The organism is Actinomadura flavalba DSM 45200 (assembly GCF_000374305.1).
Classification (GTDB): Bacteria; Actinomycetota; Actinomycetes; order Streptosporangiales; family Streptosporangiaceae; genus Spirillospora; species Spirillospora flavalba.
Window position 1 is genome coordinate 525,373 of sequence record NZ_KB894096.1, and the last position, 15,005, is coordinate 540,377.

The following is a 15,005-nucleotide window of genomic DNA, read 5'->3' on the forward strand; positions in this document are numbered from 1 at the left end:
CATGAGCGTCCTGAGAGCCGTGTCGCGGTTCCGCACCGTGTTCATCATCGTCGGCGTGCTGCTGGCGCTGGCCGGAGGATGGCTCGGCGCGTCCGGATGGCTGAGCGTGGCCGGACTGGCCTGCATCGGCGCGGGCATGGTCCTGATCTTCCTGCCGAGCGGGAGCGGCGGTCGCGCCGCCGTCGCGGTGGCCAGCCCCGTGCGCGGCCGGTGGATTCCGGTGAACAGCCCGGCCGACAAGGTCCCCAGTCACGGCACCCACGAACTCGGCCAGACCTACGCGATCGACCTGGTCTACGCGCCCGAGCCGGCCCAGGAGTGGAAGGCGATCGTGCCGGGGTTCCTGCCCGCCCGCGCCGACGCCTTCCCCGCGTTCGGGCAGCCGATCCACGCGCCCGCCGACGGCGTCGTCGTGCAGGCGAGCGGACGGCAGCGCGACCACCGGGCCCGCAACACCTGGCCCGCGCTGGCCTACCTGATGGTCGAGGGCATGGTCTTCCGCGCGCTCGGCTCGCTGCTGACGCTGTCGGGCGGCCGGTTCGTGCTCGGCAACCACGTCGTCGTCGACCACGGCGACGGCGTATACGGCGTCTTCGCGCACCTGCGGCGCGGGAGCGTCGCCGTCCGCCGGGGCGAGCGCGTCACCGCCGGGCAGGTGCTCGGCCAGGTCGGCAACTCGGGTAACAGCTCCGAACCGCACCTGCACTTCCACCTGTCGGACACACCGCGCCATCTCGTCGCGGCGGGCATCCCGTTCACCTGGGAGTACGCCGAGGAGGACGCGGACGGCACGCGGGGGCCCGTTCGCACCGGTGTCCCCGGCGGGCGGCGTCCCTTCCACGCGGACGCGCCCGCCGGGGCCGCCGCTCAGGACTCCGGCGAGGGCGCCGGGGCCCAGCCCGGCATCGGGTAACCGGCCAGCAGTTCGCGGATCTCCTCCGCCACCCGCGCCGTGACGGCCGCCAGCGCGTCGGCGTCGCCGCGCGCGGCGGCCGTCACGACCGCGTCGATCCACGCCGCGACCGCGGGCATGTGCGCGGGCGTCAGGCCCCGCGTGGTGACGGCGGCGGTGCCGACGCGCAGGCCGGACGGGTCGAACGGCTTGCGCGGATCGAACGGGACGGCGTTGTAGTTGAGTTCGAGGCCCGCCGCGTCCAGCGCCTGCGCGGCGGGCTTGCCCGGAACGCCCTTGTTCGTCAGGTCGATGAGGACCAGGTGGTTGTCGGTGCCGCCGGACACCAGGTCGTAGCCGAGGTCCAGCAGGGCGTCGGCGAGCGCCCGCGCGTTGGCGACGACGGTGCGCGCGTAGACGGCGAAGTCGGGCCGGGCCGCCTCCGCCAGCGCCACCGCGATCGCCGCCGTCGTGTGGTCGTGCGGGCCGCCCTGGAGGCCGGGGAAGACCGCCCGGTCGACGGCCTTGGCGTGCTCGGCGGCGGACAGGATCATCGCGCCGCGCGGGCCGCGCAGCGTCTTGTGCGTCGTCGTGGTGATCACGTCGGCGTGCCCGGCGGGCGACGGGTGGGCGCCGCCCGCGATCAGGCCCGCGATGTGCGCGACGTCGGCGGCCAGCACCGCGCCGCACTCGCGCGCGATCTCGGCGAACGCCGGGAAGTCGATCGTGCGCGGGATCGCGGTGCCGCCGCACCAGATGACCTTCGGCCGCTCCCGCAGCGCCAGGTCGCGGACCTGGTCCATGTCGACGCGGCCGGTGTCGCGGCGCACCTCGTAGCGGACGGCGTTGAACCACCGGCCGGTGGCCGACACCGTCCAGCCGTGCGTCAGGTGCCCGCCCATCGGCAGCGACAGGCCCAGCACCGTGTCGCCCGGCGAGCAGAACGCCAGGTAGACGGCGAGGTTGGCGGGCGAGCCCGAGTACGGCTGCACGTTGGCGTGCTCGACGCCGAACAGCGACGTGGCCCGCTCGATCGCCAGCCGCTCGATCGGGTCGACGTACTGCTGGCCCTCGTAGTAGCGGCGGCCCGCGTAGCCCTCGGAGTACTTGTTGGTGAGGACCGAGCCCGTCGCCTCCAGCACGGCCGGGGACACGTAGTTCTCCGACGCGATGAGGCGGATCTTGGCGAACTGGCGCTCGGCCTCGGCCTCCACGAGCCCGGCGATGTCCGGGTCCTGCGCGGCGAGACGGGTGAGCGGCGGCTGATGCATGGCGGCCTCCACGGCGTTCACGCCGGGGCACGGACGGTGCCGGACCCCGGTCAGGGGCCCGTACACCCAGGCGCGCGGTGTGCGGACGATTCGCTTCCCGGTGGTCGGATCCACCTTGACTGCGCCAGTCGCGTTGCCGTCCACCCTAGCGGGAACGACGTCGGCCCGGCATCCGGGATTCCGGACGCCGGGCCGACGTGATGTCGCGGGGAACGGTCAGCCGCGGGCCGCCGCCTCCATCGCCTTCTTCACCGCGGCGCGCTTCTGCCGCAGCTTGGCCAGGGCCTCTTCCAGGATGGCCTCGCCGTCGGCGTCGCTGCGCCGCTCCTTCACGTACGCGAGGTGCGTCTTGTAGGGCTCGGTCTTCGGCGGCGCCGGGGGGTTGTCCTTGTCCTGCCCGGCGGGGAACCCGCAGCGCGGGCAGTCCCACGTGTCGGGCACCGCGACGTCCGTCGCGAAGCTCGGCCGGGTCTCGTGCCGGTTGGCGCAGTAGAAGGTCACCCAGACGCGGGGCGCCGCGTCCCCGCGCTCGGCCTCTCCCATCGGGCCGGCCCCGACGCGGCTGCCCCGAATCGCGTTGCCACTACCCACGGACTACTCCTCGCTCAGTATGCCGCGACCTGCCCGGGACGTCCCGGGCCGTTGCCGCGGCGGTTCGTACGTCGTCTACCGGTGGCCCGCTACTCGACGCCCTGGCCCTTGAACAGCAGACCGAGGACGATGATCGACGCGAACCAGACCACGCCGACGCCGACGGTCAGCCGGTCCAGGTTGCGCTCCACGACCGAAGAACCGCCGAGCGACGACGAGACGCCGCCGCCGAACATGTCCGACAGTCCGCCGCCCTTGCCCTTGTGCATCAGGACGAGGACGATCATCAACAGGCTCGTGACGATGAGCACGATGGACGATGCGATGATCACAGTTCAGCGCCTTCTTCGGGCCCGCTCGCGCGGGACGTTCTCTGGATGCCGGGTCGATGGGGCCGGGCCGGGCGTTTACCCGTCACGTACGAAGGGTACGACGAACCGGCGTGCGGTTCGGCAAGAACCCCCGGTCCGCGACCGAATTGATCGAAAAACGATCAGGCGGGCAGGTCACGATACCGGCAGATCTTGACGAACTCCCCCGCGTCGAGACTGGCACCACCCACCAGCGCCCCGTCCACGTCGGCCTGCGCCATGATCGCCGCGATGTTGCCGCCCTTGACCGAACCGCCGTACAGCACGCGGACCTTCTCGGCCACGTCGGCGTCGTACAGCTCGGCGACGCGGCCGCGCACCGCCGCGCACACCTCCTGCGCGTCCTGCGGGGTGGCGGTCTTGCCGGTGCCGATCGCCCACACCGGCTCGTAGGCGATGACCAGGCCCGCGACCTGCTCGGCGGTCAGCCCGGACAGCGCGCCGTCCACCTGTTTGACGCAGTGCTCGATCTGGCCGCCCGCCTCGCGGACCTCCAGCCGCTCCCCCACGCAGACGATCGGCGTGATGTTCTGGCCGAGCGCCGCCTTGGCCTTGGCGTTGACGAGCGTGTCGTCCTCGGCGTGGTACTCGCGGCGCTCGGAGTGCCCGACCGTGACGTACCGGCACCCGAGCTTGGCGAGCATCGACGCGGCGACCTCGCCGGTGTAGGCGCCCGACGCGTGCGCGGACACGTCCTGCGCGCCGTACACGATCTTGAGCTTGTCGGCGTCGACGCAGGTCTGCACCGAGCGGATGTCGGTGAAGGGCGGCAGCACCGCGACGTCCACGGACTCGAAGTCGTCCTTCTTCAGGCCGAAGGCGAGCTTCTGGACGAGCGCGATGGCCTCCAGGTGGTTGTTGTTCATCTTCCAGTTGCCCGCCATGAGCGGCTTGCGCGCCGGGGTGGGAGCCATGCGTCAGTCCTCCAGAGCCTGGAGACCGGGCAGCGTCTTGCCCTCGAGGTATTCGAGGCTGGCGCCGCCGCCGGTCGAGATGTGAGAGAAGGCGTTCTCGTCGAAGCCGAGCGTGCGGACCGCGGCGGCCGAGTCGCCGCCGCCGACGACGGTGAACGCGCCGGAGTCGATGAGGCCCTGCGCGACGGCGCGGGTGCCGTTCGCGTACGGGGCCAGCTCGAACACGCCCATCGGGCCGTTCCAGAACACCGTGCGGGCGTCGGCCAGGCGCTCGGCGAACAGCTTGCCGGACTCGGGGCCGATGTCCAGGCCGAGGCGGTCGGCCGGGATGGCGTCGGCGGCGACCACGTCGTGCTCGGCGTCGGCCGAGAACGCGGTGGCGGCGACGACGTCGACCGGCAGCACGAACTCCACGCCGTTCTCCTCCGCGCGCGCCAGGTAGGCGCGGACGGTGTCGAGCTGGTCCTCCTCCAGGAGGCTCTTGCCGACCTCGTGGCCCTGGGCCTTGAGGAACGTGAACACCATGCCGCCGCCGATGAGGATGCGGTCGGCCTTGCCGAGCAGGTTGTCGATCACGCCGAGCTTGTCGGACACCTTGGAGCCGCCGAGGACGACGGCGTAGGGGCGCTCGACGTCGTCGGTGAGGCGGCGCAGCACGCCGACCTCGGTGGCGATGAGGCCGCCCGCGGCGTGCGGCAGCCGGGCCGGGACGTCGAAGACGCTGGCGTGCTTGCGGTGCACGGCGCCGAAGCCGTCGCCGACGTAGGCGTCGGCCAGGGCGGCGAGGCGGTCGGCGAACGCGCCGCGCTCGGCGTCGTCCTTGCTGGTCTCGCCCGGCTCGAAGCGCAGGTTCTCCAGCAGCGCGACCTGACCGTCGGCCAGGCCGTCCACGGTGGCGCGGGCGGACTCGCCGGCGGTGTCGGCGGCGAACGCCACCTCGGTGCCGAGCAGTTCGCCGAGGCGGGCCGCGACCGGCGCCAGCGAGAACTCGGGCTTGGCCTCGCCCTTGGGGCGGCCGAGGTGGGCGCAGACGACGACGCGGGCGCCGCGCTCGCGCAGCGCCTCGATGGTGGGCAGGCTCGCCCGGATACGGCCGTCGTCGGTGATCTTCCCGTCGTCCAGCGGGACGTTCAGGTCGGAGCGGACCAGCACCCGCTTCCCGGCGAGGTCGAGATCGTCGATGGTGCGCATCGGCATGCGGACTCCTGTCGGATACACGGCCGCCGTGGCCGCGCGGTGCGCGCGGCCACGGCGGATGCGGGAGGTCAGAGCTGGGAACCGACGAGCTTGACCAGGTCGACGAGGCGGTTGGAGTAGCCCCACTCGTTGTCGTACCAGCCGACGACCTTCACCTGGTCGCCGATCACCTTGGTGAGGCCCGCGTCGAAGATGCAGGAGGCCGGGTCGGTGACGATGTCGGAGGAGACGATCGGGTCTTCGGTGTAGTGCAGGACGCCCGCCAGCGGGCCGTCGGCGGCGGCCTTGAGCGCGGCGTTGACCTCCTCGACCGTGGTCTCGCGGCCGACCTCGACGGTCAGGTCGGTGGCCGAGCCGGTTGGGATCGGGACGCGCAGCGCGTAGCCGTCGAGCTTGCCCTTGAGGTCGGGCATGACCAGGCCGATCGCCTTGGCGGCGCCGGTCGAGGTCGGCACGATGTTGATCGCGGCGGCGCGGGCGCGGCGCAGGTCCTTGTGGGGGGCGTCCTGGAGGTTCTGGTCCTGGGTGTAGGCGTGGATCGTCGTCATCAGGCCCTTGGTGATGCCGAACGTGTCGTGCAGGACCTTGGCCATCGGGGCGAGGCAGTTGGTCGTGCAGGACGCGTTGGAGATCACCGTGTGGGCGGCGGCGTCGTACTGGTCGTCGTTGACGCCCATGACGATCGTGACGTCCTCGTTCTTGGCCGGAGCCGAGATGATGACCTTCTTGGCGCCGTTGGCGGCGTGCACCTTGGCCTTCTCGGCGTCGGTGAAGAAGCCGGTGGACTCGACGACGACGTCGACGTCCTCCCACTTGAGGTTGGCCGGGTCGCGCTCGGCGGTGACCTTGATGGGACGGTCGCCGACGATGATGGCGTCCTCGGTGGCGCGCACGTCCTGGCCGAGGCGGCCGAGGATGCTGTCGTACTTGAGCAGGTGGGCGAGGGTGGCGTTGTCGGTCAGGTCGTTGACCGCCACGATCTCGATGTCGGCCCCGCTCGCCACGGCGGCGCGGTAGAAGTTGCGGCCGATCCGGCCGAACCCGTTGATGCCTACTCGGATGGTCACGGAACGGCTCTCCTCATACGTCGTCTCGCCCTGGGCGGGCCCGGGGCGTCATCGGTGCTGCCGGGGTGCTCCCCACGCCCGATCCTATCGAATGCGGGGCTCGCCGCCCGACACCGGCGGCGTGGGATTCGGGGGTGAGGCCGACTCCCCCACCTGGGGGATTCGGGCGCCCGGCGGCGGGGTCTAGACCTCTGTGTCTAGACCAATCCCGCGGTCGTCCCGCGTGGCGGCGGGCGCGCCGGGCGGAGACGGGGCCCGTCGTCCGTTTCGTTCCCCTGAGTGCCTTTCGCCGAGGCGCCGCCGATGGGACGTAACGTGGCGCCGATCACGCCGGACAGTCCGGGCGCCTCGGAAGGGAACGTCCGAAACCCCTACACTTCGGCTATGCGCCGCGGTCTCCTCCTCCCGCTCCTGCTCCCGGCACTGCTGCTGCCCGGCGCCGCGCCCGCGCTCGCCGACGACGACGCCTACCCCGTCACCCCCTCCACGCGCGCCGACCGGATCGCGTCCCTGTGGAAACGGGACCGCGTCGTCGTCACCGACCACGCGCCGCGCTCGCTGCCGCCCGACGCCAAGGCCCGCATCACCGCCGCGACCGAGAAGCTCGGCGCGCCGGTGTACGTCGCCGTCGAACCCCGGCTGCGGGCCGTCCTGGACGCCCGCGCGCTCCTCCCGCTGCTGCGCGACCGCATGAACGGCGACGGGGTCTACATCGTCCTGGAGGCGAGCGGCTCGCTCGGCGAGGCGCTCGTCGCCGGGAGCGCCACCGCCGTGATCCCCGAGAAGGCGTGGCGGACCGCCGACTTCGAGCTGGCGTCCGGGGTGGGCGCCGTCGCCGTCGTCGAGCGGTTCGCCGAGGTCGTCCGGTCCGGGAACGTCGAGGCCCGCTACCGCGCCGCGGTGGAGGCCGAGCGCCCCAAGTCCGCCACCCGCAAGCGCCTCGACGCCTACGAACGGGCCCGCTCGGAGGAGTCCGCCGTCCAGTGGACCGCCTTCGGCGCCGGGACCGCCGCGAGCGCCGGAGCCGTTCTGCTGTTCGCGTTCCTGCGCCGCCGCACCCGCCGGACGAGACGATGACCCGTCCCCGGACGCCGCCGCTCGCGCGCCGCATCGACGCCGTCCTCGCCGCCGCGCTGCTCACTGTTCTCGTCGCCGTGCTCGCATCGGTCACGGCCGCCCGCGCGCACGCCGAGCCCATGCCCCCGCACGCGTACCAGCGGCTCGACCGGGTCGGCGCCGCGCTCGCCAAGGACCCGCTGTTCGTCGACCCGGACCTCGCGCCGCTGCTCGGCCGAGCCGACCGGGAACGCGTCCGGGCCGCCATGACGGCAGCCACGGCCGCCACCGGGGCGCCCGTCCGCGTCGTCGTGCTGCCCAACCCGACGGACTCCGAGTCCCGCGGCGACGACGACGTGTTCCTCCAGATGCTGCACGAGCGGACCGGCCGGGACGCCTACCACGTGCTCGTGACCGACCGCGGCTACATCACCGCCGCCGCCTACGGCGTCCCCGGCGTCCGCTACGGCGGCTACGACGACGGCTTCCCTCCCGACACCTCCGCCCCGGCCGCGCAGCTCACCGAGCGGATCGTCCACCAGCTCGACGGCTACCGCCTCGGCGCCCGCCGCGACCGCGCCGTCACACCCCGCGTGCGCACCCCCGCGCCGTGGAACGAGGAGGATCGCCCGCTGCGCAGCCGCGACGACGGCCCCGAGATCGCCGCGCCCCTGCTCACCGGCCTGCTGCTCGCCGGGCCGCTGCTCGGGCTCCTCCTGCTCGGCGTCCCGCCGCTGGCACGCGCCCTCGGCGCGCGCCGCCGCCGCGCCACCGGGCGGGACGCGCCGCTGCGCGCCACCCCGCGCCACCTGAGCCGCACCGCCGCCCGCGAGATCGACGGCCTGCGCGGCGACCTCGCCGCCGCCGACGGCAACCCCGGCGAGGCGTTCGCCGGGGCCGCCTACGACGCCGCGCACCTGCTGCTGGAGGACGTCACCCGCTCCGGCGGCGCCGAACGCTCCGGCGACCTGCTCACCGCGCTCGTCCTGGCCCGCCGGGGCCGCCGCGCCCTCGCCGACCGCGACGCGCGGCCCGCGACGCCCTGCTTCATCAACCCGCTGCACGGCCCGTCCGCGCGCAAGCGCCCGATCCCGGGCCGGGGCGCGTCCCGCCGCGTCTGCGGCGCCTGCGCCGACGCGCCGCGCGGCGCCCTCGCCGGACGCTACCTGCGCGTCCACGACGACCGGGGTCGCTTCGTCCGGCACGACGACCTCGGCGGGCTGTGGGCCGCCACCGGCCACGGCACCCGGCACGACCCCGCCCCGCGCATCCTGGAGCATCTCGGTGTGGACTGAACCCTCCCCCGGCGAGCGGCTCGCCGCCGCGCTGCGCCGCTCCCCCGTCCACGTCGACCCGTCGCTGGCGGCGGCGCTGCCCGCCGCCGACCGCGCCCGGCTGCTCGCCAAGATGCGCGCCGCGCCCGTGCCCGTCTACGTCGTCGTGGTGCCGCTCATCACCGGCGGCACCTGGTCCGACGCCCGCGAGATGCTGGAGGTCGTGCACGACCGCCTCGGCCGCGACGGCGTCTACGTCACCGCCGGGGGCGACCTCAACCGGCTCACCGCCCGGCAGTGGGGCGGCGGCGCCGACCCCTACGGCGACGGCGGACGGCACGCGCGCAAGGCCGCCAACGCGATCGGCCTCGATCCGGCGCTGCGCAAGGCCCCGCCCGGCACCCTGCTCGACCGCTTCCTCGACCTGATCATCGCGGGCACCGGGGAGCAGGAGTACAAGCGGCAGTCCGCCGACCTGGAACGGCGCGTCAGGTCCCGGTCCGCGTCGCCGATCCCCGGCGCACGCGGCGACGACTCGGCCTGGCCGGTCGTGGGCGGCGCCGCCGGGCTCGCCGTCGCCGGTGTCGCGGGCCTGCTGCTGTGGCGGCACCGCCGGATGCGGGTCGCCCGCCCGGCGGGCAGCGCGCTGCTGCTGCCCCGGACCGTGTTCACCACCGCCGGGCACGCCTCGCAGGAGGAGCTGCGCGCGCAGGCGTCCCGCGAGGTCGTCGCGTTCGGCGAGGCACTGGACGCCGCCGACGTCCCCGGCACCGCCGAGCGCCCCCGCGAACTGCTCACCCTCGCCCTGGACGCCTACCAGGCCGCCGGGACCACGCTCGACGCCGCGCGCGGCATGCCCGACCTCGCCGGTGTGCTCGTCCTGGTCGACCTGGGCCGCGACGCCCTCGCCTCCGCCACGTCCGTCGCGGCGGGAGGGCCGGAGATCCCGCTCGAACCGCTGTGCTTCTTCAACCCGCTGCACGGCGACGCCACCGTCCGCGTCGACTGGCGCCCCCTCGGCTCCCGCGAACGCCTCAACGTCCGCGCCTGCGCCGACTGCGCCCGCGCCGTCAAGCAGCGCCGCACCCCCGACGTCCTCCTCGACCGCACGGGCCCCGACCCGATCCCCTACTTCGAGTCCGACCCCGCCCACAGCATCTGGGCCGCCACCGGCTACGGCCAGTTCGCCACCGACCTGGTACCCCGCATCCTCCGCGGCGACCTCCACCGCTGAACCCATCCCCGGAAGCCCGGAAGCCGCCGACCTCCGGGCAGAACGGCCCCGCCGTCTTCGAGAGACATCACGTCCACGGGGACACCTGGACGCGGTTTCGGATGACCGCCTTGACGTAGTAAGGCCGCCTCCGGGGTTTCGGAGGCGGCCGTGGTGCGGCGGTGCGGTGGGTGGTCAGGGTGAGAGCATGTCGGCGGTGAGGTTGGCCTCGGTGCCGGGGACGCCCTGGTCGCCCGCGCGCTTGTCGGCCATCGCCAGCAGACGCCTTATACGGCCGGCGATGGCGTCCTTGGTGAGCGGCGGGTCGGCGAGCTGGCCCAGCTCCTCCAGGGACGCCTGCTTGTGCTCCAGGCGGAGGCGGCCCGCGTTCACCAGGTGCTCGGGCGCGTCGTCGCCGAGGATCTCCAGGGCGCGCGCCACGCGGGCGCCCGCCGCGACGGCCGCGCGGGCCGAGCGGCGCAGGTTCGCGTCGTCGAAGTTGGCCAGGCGGTTCGCCGTCGCGCGGACCTCGCGGCGCATCCGCCGCTCCTCCCAGGCCAGCACGCTGTCGTGCGCGCCGAGGCGGGTGAGCAGCGCGCTGATCGCGTCGCCGTCGCGCACGACGACGCGGTCGACGCCGCGCACCTCGCGGGCCTTGGCGTGGATCTTCAGGCGGCGGGCCGCGCCGACGAGCGCCAGCGCCGCCTCCGGACCCGGGCAGGTGACCTCCAGCGACATCGACCGGCCCGGCTCGGTCAGCGAACCGTGCGCCAGGAACGCCCCCCGCCACGCCGACTCGGCGTCGCACGCCGCCCCCGCCACCACGTGCCGGGGCAGCCCCCGCACCGGACGGCCGTTGTTGTCGATCAGACCGGTCTGCCGGGCGAGGGACTCACCGTCGCGGAAGACCCGCACCACGTAGCGGTTGCCCTTGCGCAACCCGCTCGGCGCCAGCACCACGACCTCGGAGGTGTGGCCGAACACCTCGACGATGTCCTTGCGCAGCCGGCGCGCCGCCACCCCGGTGTCGATCTCCGCCTCGACCACGATCCGCCCGCTGACCAGATGCAGGCCGCCCGCGAACCGCAGCAGCGTCGAGACCTCCGCCTTGCGGCAGCAGGGCCGCAACACCGTGAGCCTGCTCAGCTCGTCCTTCACCACGCCGGTCATCGCCATAGATGAACCCTCTCCCCCTATCGGACTCCCGGTCAGTCTGGCCGATGACGGCACCGCCGGGCGTCACTGCGCGAATATCTGTACGAAGGCTTGGGCCAGCAGGGCGGGATCATGACGCGGCGCGCCACCCGGATCGGCGACGTCCGCCAGCACCAGCCTCCCGCCGAGCGCCGTCACGGCCTTGTCGAGCGCCCCGGTGTCCTCCACGACGTTGCCGTCGGCGAGGACGACGTCGATGCGCAGATCGGGCGCGTGCGCCTGGAGGACCTCCAGGTGGGCCTGGGGGGAGAAGCCCTCGGTCTCGCCCGGCTGCGGCACCAGGTTCAGCGCCACCACCCGGCGTGCCGCCGTGCGCGTCAGCGCCCGCGCCAGCGCCGGGACCTTCAGGTGCGGGAGCACGCTGGTGAACCACGAGCCGGGTCCGAACACGACCCAGTCGGCGTCCTCCACGGCCGTCAGCGTCTCCACGCAGGCGGGCGGATCGGACGGAACCAGGTCGATGCCGAGCACCCGGCCGGGCGTGCCCGCGCACGCCACCTGGCCCTTCACCCGGCTGACGTCGTCGGGACGGTCGGGATCGGCGCCGCGCACCTCGGCGACGATGTCCATCGGGACCGCCGCCATCGGCAGCACCCGGCCGTGCGCGCCGAGCAGCCGCCCGACCCACTCCAGCCCCTCGACCGTGGAGCCGGTGCGCTCGGACAGCAGCTCCCACAGCGCGACGATGAGCAGGTTCCCGACGGCGTGGTCGTGCAGCGCTCCCCGGCTGCGGAACCGGTGCTGCACCACGTCGCGCCAGGTCTGGCCCCACTCGTCGTCGCCGCACAGCGCGGCCAGCGCCATCCGCAGGTCGCCCGGGGGAAGGACGCCCAGCTCGGCGCGTAAGCGGCCGCTGGAGCCGCCGTCGTCGGCGACGGTGACGACGGCGGTCAACCGGTCGGTGACCCGCCGGAGCGCCGACAGCGACGCGTAGAGCCCGTGGCCGCCGCCGAGCGCCACGACCTTCGGTGACTGGCCCTCCACCGTGCCGCGCATCTCCTCGTTCCCGGCCCGCGCACGGGCCACGCTCACTCCCGGCCGAGGTCGCGGTGGGCGACCTGCACCTCGATGCCGTCGTCCCTCAGCCGGGCGGCGATCTGTTCCGCCATGGCCACACTACGGTGTTTACCGCCGGTACACCCCACGGCGAGTGTCACGTAGTGCTTGCCCTCGCGGTCGTAGCCCTCGGCGAGCAGCCGCAGCACCTCGGTGTAGGCGTCCAGGAACTCCTTGGCGCCGGGACGGCTCAGCACGTAGTCGCGGACGTCGGTGTCGCGGCCGGTCTTGGGGCGCAGTTCGGGCACCCAGTGCGGGTTCGGCAGGAACCGGCAGTCGACGACGAGGTCGGCGTCGACGGGCAGGCCGTACTTGTAGCCGAACGAGACGACGGTCGCGCGCAGGCTGGACTCGCCGGTGTCGTGGCCGAAGAACCCGACGATCTTCGCCCGCAGCTCGTGCACGTTCAGGCCGCTGGTGTCGATGACCAGGTCGGCCTCGGCGCGGACCTCGCGGACGAGGTCGCGTTCGCGGGCGATGCCGTCGACCAGGCGCCCGTCGCCCTGGAGCGGGTGCGGACGGCGGACGCTCTCGAACCGCCGCACCAGGTCGGCGTCGCCCGCCTCCAGGAAGACGACGCGCGGGTGCACGCCGCGCGCCTCCAGCTCGGCGATCGAGGTGTGCAGGTCGGCGGTGAAGCCGCGGCTGCGCACGTCGACCACGACGGCGATGCGGGGCACCGCGTCCTTCACCCGGCCGCCCAGGTCGGCCATGGTGGCCAGCAGCCCCGGCGGCAGGTTGTCGACCACGAACCAGTCGAGGTCTTCCAGGGCCTTGGCCGCCGTACTGCGTCCCGCGCCGGACATGCCCGTCACGATGATGATGTCGGGCACGTTCGTCTCAGCCGTCATGTCCGCTCCCCCGCGTCTCGTCCGCCCGTGTGCCGTTCGTGTTCGCCGCGCCGGCGCCCGCCGCCACCGCACCGCCGTTCAGCGCCGCCAGGATGCGCTCGGCGGTGCGCAGGCCGAGGCCGGGGACCGCGGCGACCTGGTCCGGTGTGGCCTCCCGCAGCCGTTTCACCGAGCCGAAGTGCTTGAGCAGCGCCGCCCGCCGCGCCGGGCCGAGGCCCGGGACGGCGTCCAGCTCGCTGACCGTCATCGCCTTCGAGCGGCGCTGCCGGTGGAAGGTGATCGCGAACCGGTGCGCCTCGTCGCGGACGCGCTGCACCAGGTACATGCCCTCGCTGTTGCGGGGCAGGATGACCGGTTCGTCGTCGCCGGGGAGCCACAGCTCCTCCAGCCGCTTGGCGATGCCGGCGACGGCGATGTCCTCGACGCCCAGCTCGTCCAGCGCGCGCTGCGCCGCCGCGACCTGCGGGGCGCCGCCGTCGACCAGGACGAGGTTCGGCGGGTAGGCGAACTTGCGCGGCCGGCCGGTCTCGGGGTCGATCGGCTGGTGCGCGGCGGACTCGGCGTCCTCCGGGTCGTCGCCGAGGACGTCCAGCTCGCCGGTCCGCTCGCGTTCGGCCAGGTAGCGGCGGAAGCGGCGGGTGATGACCTCGTGGATCGAGCGGACGTCGTCCTGGCCCTCGACGGCCTTGATCGAGAAGCGCCGGTACTCGGACTTGCGGGCCAGGCCGTCCTCGAAGACGACCATCGAGGCGACGACGTTGCTGCCCTGGAGGTTGGAGACGTCGTAGCACTCGATGCGCAGCGGCGCCTCGTCCAGCTCCAGGGCGTCCTGGAGTTCCTGGAGGGCGCGGCTGCGGGTGGTGAGGTCGCTGGCGCGGCGCGTCTTGTGCTGCTTGAGCGATTCGTGGGCGTTGCGGGCGACCGTCTCCAGCAGGGCCTTCTTGTCGCCGCGCTGCGGCACCCGCAGCCGCACCTGCGCGCCGCGCTGCTCGCTGAGCAGTTCGCCCATCGCCTCGGCGTCGGGCGGCGGCTCGGGCACCAGGACCTCGCGCGGCATCTCGCGGCCGGTGTCGGTCTCGCCGTAGATCTGCATGAGGAACTGCTCGACGAGGTCGCCGGTGGTGACCTGCTCGACCTTGTCGACGACCCAGCCCCGGCGGCCCCGGATGCGCCCGCCGCGCACGTAGAAGACCTGGACGGCCGCCTCCAGCTCGTCCTGCGCGAACGCGATGACGTCGCAGTCGGTGCTGTCGCCGAAGACGACGGTCTGCTTCTCCAGCGCGCGTTCGAGGGCCTGGACGTCGTCGCGGAGCCGGGCGGCGCGCTCGTACTCCTGGGACGCGGCGGCCTCGCGCATGTCGCGTTCGAGGCGGCGGATGAACCGGGCGGTGTTGCCCGCCATGAAGTCGCAGAACTCGTCGGCCAGCAGCCGGTGCTCGGCCGGGCTGACCCGGCCGACGCACGGCGCCGAGCACTTGTCGATGTAGCCGAGCAGGCAGGGCCGGTCGAGCTGCTGCTGCCGCTTGAACACCCCGGCGCTGCACGTGCGCACCGGGAACACCCGCAGGAGCTGGTCGACGGTCTCGCGGATCGCCCAGGCGTGCGAGTACGGCCCGAAGTAGCGGACGCCGCGCCGCTTGGCACCGCGCATCACCTGGACGCGCGGGAACTCCTCGTTCAGCGTGACCGCGAGGTAGGGGTAGGACTTGTCGTCGCGGTAGCGGACGTTGAACCGGGGGTCGTACTCCTTGATCCAGGAGTATTCGAGCTGGAGCGCCTCCACCTCGGTGCCGACGACCGTCCAGTCGACGCGCCCGGCCGTCTGCAACATGGTCTGCGTGCGGGGGTGCAGGCCCGCGAAGTCGGCGAAGTAGGAGTTCAGCCGCTGCCGCAGGCTCTTGGCCTTGCCGACGTAGACCACGCGCCCGTGCTCGTCGCGGAAGCGGTACACCCCCGGGGACTCGGGGATGGACCCCGCCGTAGGTCGATAGGTCGCCGGATCTGCCACGCTTCCAGCGTAGTCGGCACCACCGACAA

Annotated in this window: 14 protein-coding genes and 1 riboswitch; of the genes, 4 read left to right on the plus strand and 10 right to left on the minus strand. The window is 73.6% G+C overall.

Features of this window, described 5'->3' with window-relative positions:
- Position 1: 1 nt before the first annotated feature.
- Positions 2–913 (plus strand): M23 family metallopeptidase, encoded by a 912-nt coding sequence (locus tag C229_RS0118475; RefSeq protein ID WP_018656582.1) that lies wholly within the window; start codon positions 2–4, stop codon positions 911–913.
- Here C229_RS0118475 and C229_RS0118480 read toward each other — a convergent pair.
- From C229_RS0118480 to gap, 6 genes are all read right to left on the minus strand, one after another.
- Positions 868–2,163 (minus strand): serine hydroxymethyltransferase, encoded by a 1,296-nt coding sequence (locus tag C229_RS0118480; RefSeq protein WP_026313916.1) that lies wholly within the window; start codon positions 2,161–2,163, stop codon positions 868–870. The genes C229_RS0118475 and C229_RS0118480 overlap by 46 nt on opposite strands.
- A gap of 57 nt (positions 2,164–2,220) precedes the next feature.
- Positions 2,221–2,305, minus strand: a riboswitch (ZMP/ZTP riboswitch).
- A 74-nt stretch (positions 2,306–2,379) separates the two neighbouring features.
- The gene (locus C229_RS0118485) at positions 2,380–2,754 is read right to left on the minus strand and encodes an RNA polymerase-binding protein RbpA (protein ID WP_081639931.1); all 375 of its coding nucleotides are present in this window, start codon (positions 2,752–2,754) and stop codon (positions 2,380–2,382) included.
- 89 nt (positions 2,755–2,843) lie between these two features.
- Positions 2,844–3,086: a preprotein translocase subunit SecG gene (gene secG, locus C229_RS0118490; RefSeq protein WP_018656585.1), complete on the minus strand. Its 243-nt coding sequence runs from the start codon at positions 3,084–3,086 to the stop codon at positions 2,844–2,846.
- A gap of 161 nt (positions 3,087–3,247) precedes the next feature.
- Positions 3,248–4,039 (minus strand): triose-phosphate isomerase, encoded by a 792-nt coding sequence (gene tpiA, locus C229_RS0118495; protein ID WP_018656586.1) that lies wholly within the window; start codon positions 4,037–4,039, stop codon positions 3,248–3,250.
- Positions 4,040–4,042: 3 nt separating this feature from the next.
- On the minus strand, positions 4,043–5,230 hold the full coding sequence (locus C229_RS0118500; protein ID WP_026313917.1) for a phosphoglycerate kinase: 1,188 nt from the start codon (positions 5,228–5,230) through the stop codon (positions 4,043–4,045).
- A gap of 74 nt (positions 5,231–5,304) precedes the next feature.
- The gene (gene gap / locus C229_RS0118505; RefSeq protein ID WP_018656588.1) at positions 5,305–6,303 is read right to left on the minus strand and encodes a type I glyceraldehyde-3-phosphate dehydrogenase; all 999 of its coding nucleotides are present in this window, start codon (positions 6,301–6,303) and stop codon (positions 5,305–5,307) included.
- A 384-nt stretch (positions 6,304–6,687) separates the two neighbouring features.
- Between gap and C229_RS0118510 the strand changes: the two genes are divergently transcribed.
- Genes C229_RS0118510 through C229_RS0118520 form a run of 3 tightly spaced genes read left to right on the plus strand, consistent with a single transcriptional unit; the run spans position 6,688 to position 9,867 of the window.
- The gene (locus C229_RS0118510) at positions 6,688–7,380 is read left to right on the plus strand and encodes a hypothetical protein (protein ID WP_018656589.1); all 693 of its coding nucleotides are present in this window, start codon (positions 6,688–6,690) and stop codon (positions 7,378–7,380) included.
- Positions 7,377–8,654, plus strand: coding sequence for a hypothetical protein (locus C229_RS0118515; RefSeq protein WP_018656590.1), 1,278 nt, complete (start codon positions 7,377–7,379; stop codon positions 8,652–8,654). The genes C229_RS0118510 and C229_RS0118515 overlap by 4 nt, the downstream gene beginning before the upstream one ends.
- Positions 8,644–9,867, plus strand: a complete 1,224-nt coding sequence (locus tag C229_RS0118520; RefSeq protein ID WP_018656591.1) for a hypothetical protein — start codon at positions 8,644–8,646, stop codon at positions 9,865–9,867. Before C229_RS0118515 ends, C229_RS0118520 begins: the two co-directional genes overlap by 11 nt.
- Before the next feature lie 174 nt (positions 9,868–10,041).
- On the opposite strand, the gene whiA is transcribed toward C229_RS0118520, so the two are convergent.
- From whiA to uvrC, 4 genes are all read right to left on the minus strand, one after another.
- Entirely contained in the window at positions 10,042–11,022 is a 981-nt protein-coding gene (whiA, locus tag C229_RS0118525; RefSeq protein ID WP_018656592.1) for a DNA-binding protein WhiA, read from the minus strand.
- 63 nt (positions 11,023–11,085) lie between these two features.
- Positions 11,086–12,057, minus strand: a complete 972-nt coding sequence (locus C229_RS0118530; RefSeq protein WP_018656593.1) for a gluconeogenesis factor YvcK family protein — start codon at positions 12,055–12,057, stop codon at positions 11,086–11,088.
- Between the two features lie 32 nt (positions 12,058–12,089).
- Positions 12,090–12,968 (minus strand): RNase adapter RapZ, encoded by an 879-nt coding sequence (gene rapZ, locus C229_RS0118535; RefSeq protein ID WP_018656594.1) that lies wholly within the window; start codon positions 12,966–12,968, stop codon positions 12,090–12,092.
- The gene (gene uvrC / locus C229_RS0118540) at positions 12,958–14,976 is read right to left on the minus strand and encodes an excinuclease ABC subunit UvrC (RefSeq protein WP_026313918.1); all 2,019 of its coding nucleotides are present in this window, start codon (positions 14,974–14,976) and stop codon (positions 12,958–12,960) included. Before uvrC ends, rapZ begins: the two co-directional genes overlap by 11 nt.
- Between the last annotated feature and the right edge of the window lie 29 nt (positions 14,977–15,005).